Below are 13,720 nucleotides of genomic sequence, written 5' to 3'. Positions count from 1 at the left end.
TGCAGGATTCTGTCGAGATATAGCGTGGTTACGATTTGCGCTGGCCCGCAGTGATGCTACATAGCCGCTCCGACCCTAAATCCCAGAAGAGTTACCAAGACAAGCCGAATGACCGAATCCGCCATCACCTGGAGCATCGCCGGCCTGACAGCCCTCGGTGTTGTCACACGTCCATTCCGATGGCCGGAAGCGATCTGGGCTGTTCTCGGCGCAGCACTTCTCGTTGCGCTGCGGCTCATCGGCCCTGCCGATGTATGGACAGGTATATCCAAAGGATTCGATGTCTATCTCTTCCTGATCGGCATGATGCTGCTGTCGGAGCTGGCGCGGCGCGAAGGGCTCTTCGACTGGGTGGCGGCTATCGCCACCTCGCATGCCAGGGGCTCTCCTCGCCGGCTGTTCGTGCTCGTCTATATCGTCGGCGTGGTCGTGACGGTATTTCTGTCGAATGACGCAACCGCCGTCGTACTTACGCCGGCCGTCTACGCAGCCTGCCGTGCGGCGCGGGTGAAGGACCCCATGCCATATCTGCTGGTCTGCGCCTTCATTGCGAATGCCGCGAGCTTCGTGCTGCCGATCTCCAATCCAGCCAATCTGGTCATCTTCGCCGGCGGCGAGATGCCGCCCCTGTCGCGCTGGATGCAGACCTTCCTGCTGCCATCAATCGTGTCGATCATCGTTACCTTCGTCTGTCTCTATTGGACGCAGCGCCATGCACTGGCCGAAGACACGATCGCCCGCGAGGTTGGACAACCCGCCCTTTCCCGCAGCGCCAAGCTGGCAGGATGGGGGCTGATAGTCACAGCCCTCATTCTGATCGTGGCGTCGGCCATGAACGTCGATCTCGGCATCCCGACATTTGTCGCGGGCCTCCTCACGACCGTCATCGTTCTCGCGCTTACGCGGCAAAACCCGCTGAAGACGGTTCGTGGCATCAGCTGGAGTGTAATACCTCTGGTTGCGGGCCTTTTCGTGATTGTCGAGGCGGTCAATCACACCGGGCTCACCGCTCTGCTGTCCCAAAAGCTGGCATTGCTGGCGGCTCAATCGCAGACACAGGCGGTTGGCGTTGCCGGGCTTTCCGTTGCCATCGTCTCCAACCTCGTCAACAATTTGCCGGCCGGTCTTTTCGCCGGCAGCGCGGTGCAGGCCGCCCATGTTCCTGATTCCATTGCCGGCGCGGTGCTGATCGGCGTCGATCTCGGACCCAACCTCTCCGTTACGGGCTCGCTCGCCACAATCCTCTGGCTTGCCGCTCTTCGCCGCGAAGGGCTCCACATGGGAGCACTGGCGTTTCTGGGGATCGGCGCTCTCGTGATGTTTCCCGCTTTGATCCTCTCGCTTGCCGCTCTCGCACTGATCTGACCGCGAACAACATCGGGTTTATAGACGACCGGTCGATTATTTGTTACGGACCGCTCATGATGACGAAGAAGAAATCAGAGCTGACTCGGAGCCATATTCTCGCAATCGGGCGGGAGCTGGTGCTGCGCAAGGGTTTCGGAGGCGTAGGCCTGAAGGAGCTGCTCGAACAGAGCGCCGTGCCGAAAGGCTCGTTCTATTACTATTTCGCATCCAAGGAGGCCTTCGGCTGCGCCTTGTTGAAGCAATATTGCTCCGACTATGCGGAGCGGCTCGACGCGCTCTTCGGCTGGAAGGGCAATGGCCGCCAGCGCTTGATGCATTATTGGGATGCCTGGCTTTCCGATGGCAATACGGCCAGCCTCGCCGACCGGTGCCTGGTCGTAAAGCTGGCCGCCGAGATCTCCGATCTCTCCGACAATATGCGCGTGATCCTGCTCGGCGGCGTCGAGGACCTCATTCGCCGCATTACCAAAACAATCACCGAGGGACGCGAGGACGGTTCGATCTCACCATCCTGCATCCCGGAAAAGACGGCGCGTTCGCTCTATAGCCTGTGGCTCGGGGCAGCAATCCTGGCGAAGCTCGGAAAAGACAAGACACCGCTCGACCAGGCCATGCTTGCCACTGAGCAAGCCCTTTCGGCACCCGGCGGCCTTTGATCCAAAGCAGGACCTGCATGTCAACACACAAGGAAAATACAATGCGCAGTGCCATCCACGATGTCTTCGGCGATCCGGCTGCGGTCCTTTATCTAGCCGACATGCCGCTGCCGGAGCCCGCCGCCGGAGACGTGCGCATTCGCACCATTCTCTCCCCCATCCACAATCATGACCTTTGGACCGTGCGCGGCGCCTATGGCTACAAGCCGGTTTTGCCCGCCATTGGCGGCAGCGAAGCGGTCGGCTTCGTCGATGCCGTCGGACCTGACGTCGACAAGGCATTGATCGGCAAACGGGTCGTTGCGGCCGGTGTCCATGGCACTTGGGCCGAACAATTCACGGCACCGGCAGCAAGCCTCGTTCCGGTGCCGGACGTGATTTCCGACGAAGCCGCGGCGCAACTGATCGCCATGCCGTTCAGCGCTATCTCGCTTTTGGAATTCCTCAATGTCGAGCGCGGCGATTGGATCATCCAGAACGCAGCGAATGGGGCTGTCGGCAAAACCTTGGCCATGCTGGCACACAGCCGCGGCATACACATGATCAATCTCGTTCGACGAGACGGCGGCATCGATGAGCTATCAGCATTCGGCATCGGCAATGCCGTCTCGACCGCGGCGCCCGATTGGAAGGCGACGGTGCGCGCCATGATCGGCGACGCGCCGATCCGTGCCGCAGTCGATTCCGTCGGGGGTGTTGCAAGCAACGACCTGGCAGACCTGCTGGGCGAAAACGGCCTTTTGGTTTCCTTCGGCACCGCGGCCGGCAAACCGATGCAGATCGCCTCGAGGGCCGTCATCTTCAAACAGCTCACGATCAAGGGCTTCTGGGGTATCAAGATCAGCGCCGCCATGCCGGCGGAAGAGCGCCGACGGCTGATCAGCGAGCTAATCTCCCGCGTCGCCTCAGGTGAGGTCAAGCTGCCCGTGGAGGCAGCTTACGACATTGCGGAGATTGCGGAAGCCGTGAAATCCTCGCTGGCGCCCGGCAAGACCGGCAAGGTTCTGCTGAAACTGCTATAGGTCTCTCTGCGCCGTGTCATAGCAGCCGCCGCAGGGAACTGAGGCGGCTTCATGGTGCGGGCCAGATCGATTGCCGTCACCGCGAGCGATCGCCTAAAAAATTCATGAAATTGCTCTTGTACCTCTAGTTACTAGAGGCTGTAGCAATGGTTCCGGTAGAAAATCTGGAACCGAAACATGACGCCGACAACACAACAGAGCCGCTATCGCGTAGAGGGCATGGATTGCGCTTCATGCGCTGCGAAAATCGACACCGCCATTCGCCGACTGCAGGGCGTCGAGGATGTTTCCGTCTCGGTCACCGCAGGCACGATGACGGTCAGGCATCAGAGCGATCCGGAGCTGTTGCCCAACATAACCAAGCGGGTCATGGGACTGGGCTACAAGGTTTTCCCGCTGCCGCAGAGCAATGCCGCCGTGTCAAAGATCGAAGAGAGCGGCCATGCTTGCGGGTGTGGACACGATCATCACACGGATAAGTCCAGTGGCCACGGCCATGACCATGCAGGCCACGAGCATGAGCATGATCACGGCGACCACGATCATGGCGCCGGGCATCAACATGATCATGCCGGTCACATCAACACCTCTGAAGAGCGCGATGGCTCGGTTGTCGGCCTTCACGGTCACGATCACGGACCGACCACCGGGCCGTGGTGGAAATCCGCCAAAGGCCGCCTGACGATCGCCAGTGGTGTAGCGCTTACTGTCGCCTGGGGTGTCGGCAAGCTGATACCGGCATGGGATATGTGGATATTCACTGCGGCCATGCTCGTCGGCTTGGTGCCGATCGCAAGACGCGCCTTTATGGCCGCAAGAATGGGAACGCCGTTCTCGATCGAGATGCTGATGACGATTGCGGCCGTTGGCGCCGTAATCATCGGCGCCAGTGAGGAAGCTGCTACCGTGGTCTTCCTGTTCCTGATCGGCGAGCTGCTGGAAGGTGTCGCCGCCGGCAAGGCGCGCGCGAGCATTCAGTCCCTGACGGATCTGGTGCCCAAAACCGCTCTCCTTGAAGAAAATGGCAAGACCCGTGAAGTGCATGCCGAAAGCCTTGCCGTCGGCGCCATCATCCTGGTTCGCCCGGGCGACCGCATTCCGGCCGACGGCGTGATCCTTTCCGGCGAAAGCGCCATCGACGAGGCGCCGGTGACAGGCGAAAGCACGCCGGTGCGCAAGGGCGTGGATGCAGCCGTCTTTGCGGGCACGGTCAATGGCGATGCCGCCCTGCGCGTCCGCGTAACGGCGGCAGCATCGGACAATACCATCGCCCGCGTCGTCAAGCTCGTCGAGGAAGCGCAGGAATCGAAGGCTCCGACCGAGCGTTTCATCGATCGCTTCTCGCGCTATTACACGCCTGGGGTCGTCGTTGTCGGTGCGCTCGTCGCGGTTATTCCGCCTTTACTTCTGGGCGCCAGCTGGAGCGAATGGGTCTATAAGGGCCTGGCAATCCTGCTGATCGGTTGCCCCTGCGCCCTGGTCATCTCGACGCCGGCGGCAATCGCAGCGTCACTGTCTTCAGGCGCCCGCCGCGGTCTGTTGCTGAAGGGCGGCGCCGTGCTCGAAAACATCGGCAAGGTCACCGCTGTTGCTTTCGACAAGACCGGCACGCTGACCGAAGGCAAGCCCAAGGTCACCGATATCGTCGGTCTAAGCATGAATGAAACGGACGTGCTACGGCTGGCAGCCGCGCTCGAAACTGGATCGAGCCATCCACTCGCCCGCGCCATCCTCGACCGCGCGGCTGAAGCTGAAACGGATATCCCTCAGGTCATCGACGCGAAAACCATCGGCGGCAAAGGTGTGAGCGGCACGGTCGATGGTTTGGACGTTTTCCTTGGATCGCCGCAGGCAGCCGCCGATCGCGTATCATTGACCTCGGAGCAATCGGCTCGGATCGCCGCGCTCAACGATGAAGGGAAAACGGTTTCCGTCATCGTTGCAAAGGGTACGGCGGCCGGCCTGCTCGCCATGCGCGACGAACCGCGCGCCGATACGGCTGCAGGCCTTAAGGCTCTTGCCGATGCGGGCATCAAGACCATCATGCTGACGGGTGACAACCAGCGCACGGCGCGGGCTATCGGCAAGACACTCGGCATAGAGGTTCGCGCGCAACTGCTGCCAGAAGACAAGCAAAGGATTGTCGGCGAGCTGAAGCAGCAAGGCTTTCATGTCGCCAAGGTCGGTGACGGCATCAACGATGCGCCGGCACTCGCAGCCGCCGATGTCGGGATTGCCATGGGTGGAGGCACCGACGTTGCGCTGGAAACGGCGGATGCCGCCGTGCTGCACGGCCGCGTCGGCGATGTCATCGAGATGATCGATCTTTCCAAGCGTACGATGAGCAATATCGGCCAGAACATCACCATCGCGCTCGGCCTCAAGGGCGTGTTTCTGGTGACCACGATCGTTGGTATCACCGGGCTCTGGCCGGCAATCCTCGCCGACACCGGCGCAACGGTGCTGGTGACAATGAATGCGCTACGCTTGCTCGCGCTTCGGCCTCGCCGGGTGGCCGCCTAGGCTATTCACGGACGCCGATCGATAGGTCGGCACCATACGGACCGGGAGGACCTTATCTCGCCTGCCCGGTCTTGCCGTTATGCAACCCTCAGGATGCGGATCGGCGCAGAAGCGTGGCCTCCTTCCAGCCAAGCTCCGGAGCGATCAGCGTTACGAAGTCATGGATGATCTGCCGATATTCCTCATCATGAAATTCGTAGGGCAGCTCCAGCCGGAATTCGTTGACATGAGGCAAGATCGGATCTTTGCGCAGGCGTTCAAGAATTTCATCCGAAGAGCCGACGATATCGCGGGCGAAAAGCGTGCGACGTTCGCCCTGAGGTGAAAGCGTGCGCTCATAGCGGCCGGCGGCATAGTCGGTGTAGCGTTTGCGGGTGATCGCATCCGCGCTGTCGAAGGGCACGATGACTCGTCCGAGCGCCACCCGCCTCGTATCGCCGCCAGACGCGCGATAGGTTTCCAGCTGTCGCGATTGAGCAACGAAGAAATCGTCGGTCTGCTCGCCCGTGGTGACATTGCCGATCAGCAGATTGAAGCCGCTGCGTCCGGCCCATTCGGCAGATCGCAATGAGCCGCCGCCATACCAGATGCGATCGATCAGCCCCTTCGCATAAGGCTGAAGCCGCGGACGCTGCGGGCCGAATGGCGTCTTGATGAGCGTATCCTGATTGCCGAGATAGGCGCCTCTCAGATTGTCGGCAAAGCGCAGCACCCGCTGATGGGAGAAATCGTGGTTTTCCCAGTCCCCATCGAAAGCAAGCGGCCCGATCAGATCCGCGTGCAGCGGCCGGCCGGCACTCAAGCCGATGTTCAACCGTCCGCGCGACAGTACATCCACGGTCGCCAAATCCTCGGCAAGCCGGTACGGGCTTTCGTAGCCGATGGGTATGACGGCGGTACCAAGCTCGATGTGGCGCGTGCGCTGCGTCGCCGCAGCGAGGAAGGCGCTGGCTGAGGAAATGCCGGGCTCCAAGTGCCGCTGGCGAACCCAGGCGCTGTTGAAACCCCTCTGCTCTCCGTATTCGAGCAATTGCAAGGTCTGTTCCAGACCGGCTAGCGGATCTTCATCCGGATAGTTTCCAGGTGTGAGAAAGCCGATATGGCTGATCGATGGGGCTTGGCGGCTCATGCGGCTGTCTCCTCAAAATTTCGGTAGGCCCGGCGGATTGGTTTCCGACCTCGGCAAGGCTTCTTCGGCAAGGTGCCAATGGTCGAGGATCTTGGCGTAGGTACCATCCTTGATCAGCCCGTTCGTTGCGATGGTGAGCGCCGCCGCGAGACCGCTGCCCTTGCGCGTGGTGATTGCGACATCCGAGCGATCCGGCCAGCCGGCACTCAGCGTACCCACGCGCTTGATGTCCTTGTCGCGGGCAGCGATGTAAACAAGCTGGGCATGCGGCTGCACGATGACATCGGCGCGGTTGGACCGCAGAGCCAGAAGGCTCGCCGCATCGTCATCATAATATTGCAGCTCGATCGGCTTCAGGCCGGCTTTGACATCCACGTCGCTCCATTTCAGCAGGATGCGCTCCTGATTGGTGCCGGCGCCGACGATGATGCGCAAGCCGGCAGCATCCTTCGGTTCCTTGATACCAGTGATCTTGCTGTCACTCTTGACAAAGAAGCCGTGCAGGCCCTGCCGATAGGTGGAGAAATCGAACTTCTCCTTGCGCTGCTCGGTGACGCCGACATTGGAGATGACGGCGTCGTATTTGCCCGAGGTCAGCCCAAGCGGCCAGTCGATCCACGCGACCGGGACAAGCTCGAGCTTCAAGCCGAGCGCGTCGGCAACGGCATAGGCGTAATCTGGATCGGCGCCGACAACCGTCTTGGCATCCGTCGCATAGGTCGCAAGCGGCGGACCGCCCGGCGCGACTGCCACGGTGAATGTGCCTGATGTGACGAACTTAAAATCCTTTGGGATAGCGGCAATCGCCGCGTCGTTTTTCGCCGCGTGAAGACGTCCTGGCTGTTCCGGGCTCAGATCGAAATCTTCGGCCGCCGTTACCGGAGCAAGGCCGGTCAAGGTAAGCGCCACTGCGGCCGCCAGCATAGTTTTGAAGTTAATGCGGATAATCACGGAACCTGTATCTCCATTTGAGATGGATGGGAACGGACCGGCGTGAGCCCCACTGACGCCGGTCCGCCCGACCAACATTACGAACCGCTCTTCGGCAGGCCCGCAGGGTTGGTCTTGGATTGATCGACCGCTTCGGCTGTCAGGCTCCAGCGCTTCAGCACTTCGCCATACTTGCCGTTCTTGATCAGATCGTTGAGTGCGAGGGTGACCGCATCGGCAAGGCCTGCGCCCTTCTTCGTCGTAACCGCGATTTCGGCCGTCAGCGGCCAACCGCCCGAGACGGTGCCGACAAGCTTCCTCGTGCCGTTGATGGCGGCCTTATAGGCCTGTGTCGCATTCGGATTGAACTCGACATCGGCACGACCGGACTGCAAGGCAAGATCGGCGGCGGCGCGGTCGTCGTAATATTGAACCTCGATAGGTTTCAGGCCGGCTGCCACATTCTGCCGGTCCCATTCCAGAATGATCTTCTCCTGATTGGTGCCGGCCCCGGTAATGACCTTCAGACCTGCAACATCCTTGGGCTCCTTGATCGAGGTGATCTTACTGTCGGCCTTCACGTAAAAGCCGAGCACGTCCCTGCGATAGGTGGAGAAATCGAACTTCAGCTTGCGCTCTTCCGTGACCGTCACGTTGGAAATGACGGCATCATATTTTCCTGAGGAGACGCCGAGCGGCCAGTCCTCCCAGGCGACCGGTACCAGGTCGAGCTGCAGGCCGAGGGAGTCGGCGAGCAACTGCGCGATATCGGGATCGGTGCCGACGACCGTTTTCGCGTCGGTCGCATAGGTGGCGATCGGAGGGTCCCACGGGTTGATCGCGACTGTGAACTTGCCGGGATTGACGAACTTGAAGCCCGGCGCAATCGCCTTGATCGCTGCCTCGTCCTTCTCGGCTCGGATGCGATTGGATGTATCCGGGCTCAGGTTGAACTTTTCGGCCGCAATCGTCGGCGTCCCACTCATCGCTACCGCCGTTAGAACGCCGGCAACGATATATCTTGCTCTCTCAATGAATGTCATTTCCCTTCTCCTTTTTCAATTATAAGTTGTTGATGCTGCTATAATGATCCCGACGCCTGCTGCGTCAGAGCGTCGAATGCTTGCCTGCGACTGCTAGAGAACCTTGGCGAGGAAAGCGCGCGTGCGCGCATGTCTCGCGTCGTTGAGGATCTGTGTGGGCGTACCGGCTTCGATAATGTGGCCGCCCTCCATGAAGACGATGCTATCGGCGACCTCGCGAGCAAAGCCGATCTCGTGGGTGACGATGACGAGCGTCGTGCCGGTGCGCGCAAGCTCCTTGATCACATCGAGCACTTCGCCAACGAGTTCAGGATCAAGTGCCGAGGTCGGCTCGTCGAAAAGAAGGACCTTCGGTCGCAGTGCCAAGGCGCGGGCGATGGCAACACGCTGCTGCTGGCCGCCGGAAAGCTGGCGGGGATAGGCATCGATCTTGTCGCTGAGGCCGACGCGCGCGAGAAGCTCTTGCGCATAGGCGGTCGCTTCGTCGCGGCTCACCCCGCGTACCTGGATGGGTGCCTCGATAATGTTTTCTAAAACAGTGAGATGCGGGAACAAATTAAAGTTCTGGAAAACCATACCGATGTCGGTCCGGCGCTTCAGAATGTCCTTTTCCTTGAGTTCATAGAGCACCTCGCCCTTCTGGGTGTAGCCGACCAGCTCGCCGTCGACGGAGATGAAGCCGCTGTCGACGCGCTCCAGATGATTGATGGCGCGCAGCAGCGTCGATTTACCCGAACCCGACGGACCGATAATGGCCGTGACGCTGCCGGCAGAAAGGTTAAGCTCGACATCGTCGAGAACTTTCAGTGTGCCGAAGCTCTTCGAAATGCCGCGGATGCGAACGGCACCGCCCCTGGCACGAAGATCCGTCACGCTCCGAAAAGCGGCGAGTGCCTCGGTGTCCGATCTGGCGCCTGCCGCGGAGGCAGGCAGTGGCCGCTGAAAGCGCCGGAAGAATGCCTGAAACGGCAACGGCGTCGGATTGCGCACCGCGCCCTTGGAGAAATAACGCTCGATATAGTGCTGGGCGATCGACAGCACCGTCATGATGACGAGATACCAGACCGTTGCCACCATCAACAGCGGAATGACTTCCAGATTGCGGCGATAGATGACCTGCACCGTGTAGAAGAGTTCCGGCAAGGCGAGCACGTAGACCATGGAGGTGCTTTTGGCGAGGCCGATGATCTCGTTGAAGCCCGTGGGCAGGATGGAGCGCATCGCCTGCGGCAGAACGATGCGAAACGCCTGACGGCGGCGCGACAGGCCGAGGGACGCAGCCGCCTCCAGTTGACCCTGGTCGACTGACAGAATGCCGCCGCGCACGATTTCGGCAAAGAAGGCCGACTGGTTCAGCGTCAGTCCGAGAAAGGCTGCCGCAAAGGGCGTCAGGAGCTGCGTGGTCGGATAATCGAACAGAACCTTGTCGGTGAACGGAACGCCGACGCTAATAGTTTCATAGAGATAGCCGAGATTGTTGAGAACCAGAAGCAGCACGATCATCGGGATCGAACGCAGCAGCCAGATGTAACCCCAAGAGAGGCTCGCAAGCAGCGGCGACTTCGAGACGCGCGCCAGCGCCAATGCCGTTCCGAGGATTGAGCCTGACACCGCCGCAAGCGCCGTCAGCAGCAGCGTCCTGCCAAGGCCAACCAGCACCGGCTCCGCAAAGAACCACTCGGCGAAGACACCCCAGCCCCATCGCGGATTGGTAAAGGTGGAGTAGAGGACGACCGCTATGACGAGGGCAGCAAAGATCGTGCCGACGGTTCGCCCAGGGTGCCTCGCCGGCACAATGCGATAACGCGAATAATCTGTCTTCGTCTCGGCGGCGCCAGTGCCTCGATCGACACCCGCAAAATCCGTCGTCAGCGCCATGATGCTTACCCCTTATGATTGTCGTTGATCCGCAATGCGTTACCGGCCGGCGGCCGCCAAGCGCTGCTGCGAGCCGGAGGTTTCGGCGATATAGGCCAGAGCCAAATGGCTGATATCTTTCTCGAAAGGCAGGCTCTTGTAGACTTCCGGATCGACGGAGGTATCGAACAGGGCTGTGTAGCCGTTGTTGAGATAAAGGCCGACCGCCTCGGGTTGGCGAAAACCTGTGGTCAGGTAGATGCGGCGATAGCCCTGCCGCGCCGCCTGGGCCTCCAGTTCTACCAGCAGCCTACGCGCCAATCCCTGGCGACGGAGATCGTGCCGCGTCCAAATCCGTTTGAATTCGGCGGTTTGGTCGTCATAGTGCTTGAAAGCGCCGCCGCCGATCGTCTCCCCGTTTCGGAGCAAGAGCAGAAAATTGCCATGCGGCGGTGCAAAGGCCTCCGGCGGATAGCGGTTGAGTTCGGCAGCCGCCCCTTCAGCGTTGAAATAGTTGCCGTAGCGGCTGTCATATTCATGGATCAGTTCGTCGATCAGCGGCTTGGCGCGCGGGTCCAATGTGGTCGTATAAAGAAACGTGTCGCTCATGTCGTTCGTCACCCGTTGTCATTCGCGAGGAAGGTTTCGGCGAGCCGCACCCAGTAGCGGGCTGCCGGCGCGATGATGGCGTCGTTGAAATCGTAGCGGGCGCTGTGCAGCGGCGCGCTGTCACCATTGCCGACGAAGAGGTAGCTTCCGGGCTTTGCCTCGAGCAGGAAGGCAAAGTCTTCGCTTGCCGTCCGCGGCCGGAAATCCGCCTCCACGGCAGCGGCTCCAAGCGCCCGCAAGGCGACATTGCGGGCAAATTCAGTCTCCTCGGCATGATTGACGAGTGCGGGAAAACCGAGATGGTAATCGACTTCCGCCACGGCGCCAAAGCTTTCCGCCTGCGCGCGCGCCAAAGCAGGAATTCGCTCCTGCAATCTGGCACGGACAGTCTCATTGTAGGCGCGCATGGTCAGCTTCATCTCCACGCTTTCCGGGATGACGTTCGAAGCCGAACCGGCGTGAATGGAGCCGACCGTCGCGACCGCCATTTCCTGAGGATCGATATTGCGCGAGACGACGCTTTGCAGGGCCGTGATGAAGGAGGCCGAAGCCAGCACCGGATCGACCGCACGATGCGGCTCGGCACCATGCCCGCCCTTTCCGACGATCTTGATGACCGCCTTGTCGACGGAAGCCATCGCCGGGCCGGCAACGAAGCCGAACTGTCCCGTCGGCACACCGGGCCAATTGTGCAGGCCGAAGACCGCATCGACCGGGAAGCGATCGAAAAGTCCCTCCGACAACATCTTGCGCGCACCTGCGCCGATCTCCTCGGCCGGCTGGAATATCAGCCGCAGCGTGCCACTGAAATTGCCGCTTTCGGCGAGATAGCGGGCAGCGGCCAGTAGGATCGATGTATGTCCGTCGTGACCGCAGGCGTGCATGACGCCGGGATTGCTGCTTGCATAATCAACTCCGGTCGCCTCTTCGATCGGCAAAGCATCCATGTCGGCACGGATGCCGATACTGCGGTTGCCATTGCCCCGCCTCAGGGTCGCGACCACGCCGGTACCGGCGATACCTGCTGCGACGTCGTAGCCCCATTCCGCAAGCAACGAGGCCACCTTCTTGGCGGTGCGATGCTCCTGAAAGGCGAGTTCGGGATATTGATGCAGGTCATGCCTGAGCGCGACGATCTCATCGAGATAGGCGGCAATCCCTGCCTCGATCGGATCGGCAATCAAAGCGGTCTTGATGATGGCGTTCATGGTGATCGTCCTGGCTCAAGCGCCTACGGCCTTTGCGGGTTCGATGTCGACAGCCTCTGCCGCATAACGGCTTTCGCGATATGGCAGTCCAAGGTGATCGCGGAGCGTCTCGCCTTTCAAAGCGGGATCGAAATAGCCGCGCTCGGTCAGGATCGGCAGGACATGCCTGGAGAAATCGTCGAAGCCTTCACCGATCACCGGGAAGCCGAGGATGAAGCCATCCGCGGCCTCTCCTTCCACCCAGCGGATGATCTCATTGGCAATGTGCTCGGCCATGCCGATGAAGGAGGTTCGCGGCGTCGCCGCATCGAGCGCTACCTCGCGTAAGGTGAGACCCTTCTCGCGCGCCGTCTTCTTGATGCGATCGGTCGTGGCCCGGAAATTGTTGCGTCCGATATCGCCGAGATCGGGGAATGGCTCATCCAACGGATAGGCGCGGAAATCGTGATGATCGAAGAAGCGGCCAAGATAGGCGAGCGCCTCCTCGATCGTGACGAGGTTTCGGATCGCCTGATACTTAGCTTCCGCCTCCTCCTGCGTTGCGCCGACGATCGGCCCTATGCCGGGGAAGATGCCGACATCGGCGGCTCTGCGGCCATGCGCGATCGCGGATTGTTTGACCTGCTTGTAGAAGGTCTTCGCGTCTTCGAGCGGTCCGCCATTGGTGAAGACCGCATCCGCGTGCTTGCCGGCCAGCCGGATACCGGAATCGGAGGCGCCCGCCTGGAATACCACCGGCTGGCCTTGCTTGGAACGGCCGATATTGAGGGGACCCTCAATGCGGAAGAACCGACCCTTGTGGTTCAGGCGATGCAGCTTGGATTTGTCGGCGTAGACGCCGGTCTTACGGTCGCGCACGAAGGCATCGTCGTCCCAGGAGTCCCATAGCCCCTTGATCGCATCGAGATACTCGTCGGCGATCTCGTAGCGCAATTCATGCTCGGGATGCTCGCGGCTATAGTTGCGGCCGGAGCCTTCGAGCGGAGACGTCACGGCGTTCCAGCCGGCGCGGCCGCCGCTGATGAGATCGAGCGAGGCAAATTGGCGGGCGATGGTGAAGGGATCGCTGTAAGAGGTCGAGACCGTGCCCACGAGGCCGAGCTTCGTTGTAAAGGCGGCAAGCGCTGACAGAATGGTCAGCGGCTCGAAGCGATTGAGGAAATGCGGGATCGATTGCTCGTTGATATAGAGTCCGTCCGCGACGAAAGCGAAGGCAATACCGGCCTCTTCGGCCTTGCGGGCCGTCTTGACGAAGAAGTTCAGATTGGTGCTGGCATCGACCGGGACGCTCGGATGCTTCCAGGCATTCATGTGGCCGCCGGGGCCTTGCAGCATGATACCAAAGGTGACGTGTTTTTGAGCCATGATGATCCTC

General features: G+C 60.8%; 11 protein-coding genes. 4 read left to right on the top strand and 7 right to left on the bottom strand.

Going from position 1 to position 13,720, the window contains the following annotated elements; genetic code table 11:
- Positions 1–108 precede the first annotated feature (108 nt).
- From PH562_RS06010 to PH562_RS05995, 4 genes are all read left to right on the top strand, one after another.
- Entirely contained in the window at positions 109–1,365 is a 1,257-nt protein-coding gene (locus PH562_RS06010) for an arsenic transporter (RefSeq protein WP_285172018.1), read from the top strand.
- A gap of 56 nt (positions 1,366–1,421) precedes the next feature.
- Positions 1,422–2,024, top strand: coding sequence for a TetR/AcrR family transcriptional regulator (locus tag PH562_RS06005; RefSeq protein ID WP_113231151.1), 603 nt, complete (start codon positions 1,422–1,424; stop codon positions 2,022–2,024).
- A 41-nt stretch (positions 2,025–2,065) separates the two neighbouring features.
- On the top strand, positions 2,066–3,046 hold the full coding sequence (locus PH562_RS06000; protein ID WP_285172017.1) for a zinc-binding dehydrogenase: 981 nt from the start codon (positions 2,066–2,068) through the stop codon (positions 3,044–3,046).
- Between the two features lie 177 nt (positions 3,047–3,223).
- Positions 3,224–5,569 (top strand): heavy metal translocating P-type ATPase, encoded by a 2,346-nt coding sequence (locus PH562_RS05995; RefSeq protein ID WP_285172016.1) that lies wholly within the window; start codon positions 3,224–3,226, stop codon positions 5,567–5,569.
- 88 nt (positions 5,570–5,657) lie between these two features.
- Here PH562_RS05995 and PH562_RS05990 read toward each other — a convergent pair whose 3' ends face one another.
- The 7 genes from PH562_RS05990 to PH562_RS05960 form a co-directional block, all read right to left on the bottom strand.
- The gene (locus PH562_RS05990; protein ID WP_285172015.1) at positions 5,658–6,698 is read right to left on the bottom strand and encodes an LLM class flavin-dependent oxidoreductase; all 1,041 of its coding nucleotides are present in this window, start codon (positions 6,696–6,698) and stop codon (positions 5,658–5,660) included.
- Positions 6,699–6,710: 12 nt separating this feature from the next.
- Positions 6,711–7,622: an ABC transporter substrate-binding protein gene (locus tag PH562_RS05985; RefSeq protein WP_285172165.1), complete on the bottom strand. Its 912-nt coding sequence runs from the start codon at positions 7,620–7,622 to the stop codon at positions 6,711–6,713.
- A 104-nt stretch (positions 7,623–7,726) separates the two neighbouring features.
- Positions 7,727–8,671 (bottom strand): ABC transporter substrate-binding protein, encoded by a 945-nt coding sequence (locus tag PH562_RS05980; RefSeq protein WP_285172014.1) that lies wholly within the window; start codon positions 8,669–8,671, stop codon positions 7,727–7,729.
- 93 nt (positions 8,672–8,764) lie between these two features.
- A complete protein-coding gene (locus PH562_RS05975; protein WP_285172013.1) occupies positions 8,765–10,549 on the bottom strand; it encodes an amino acid ABC transporter permease/ATP-binding protein in 1,785 nt (594 codons plus the stop codon).
- A gap of 39 nt (positions 10,550–10,588) precedes the next feature.
- On the bottom strand, positions 10,589–11,137 hold the full coding sequence (locus PH562_RS05970; RefSeq protein WP_113231144.1) for a GNAT family N-acetyltransferase: 549 nt from the start codon (positions 11,135–11,137) through the stop codon (positions 10,589–10,591).
- 8 nt (positions 11,138–11,145) lie between these two features.
- Complete coding sequence (locus PH562_RS05965) at positions 11,146–12,345, bottom strand: M20 aminoacylase family protein (protein WP_285172012.1); 1,200 nt, start codon at positions 12,343–12,345, stop codon at positions 11,146–11,148.
- A 15-nt stretch (positions 12,346–12,360) separates the two neighbouring features.
- The gene (locus PH562_RS05960; protein WP_285172011.1) at positions 12,361–13,710 is read right to left on the bottom strand and encodes an LLM class flavin-dependent oxidoreductase; all 1,350 of its coding nucleotides are present in this window, start codon (positions 13,708–13,710) and stop codon (positions 12,361–12,363) included.
- Positions 13,711–13,720 lie beyond the last annotated feature (10 nt).

Origin of the sequence: Rhizobium centroccidentale (genome assembly GCF_030182565.1) — a bacterium.
GTDB lineage: Bacteria > Pseudomonadota > Alphaproteobacteria > Rhizobiales > Rhizobiaceae > Rhizobium.
The sequence above is the reverse complement of the archived record's forward strand: the minus strand, read 5'-3'. Positions and strand labels throughout refer to the sequence as shown.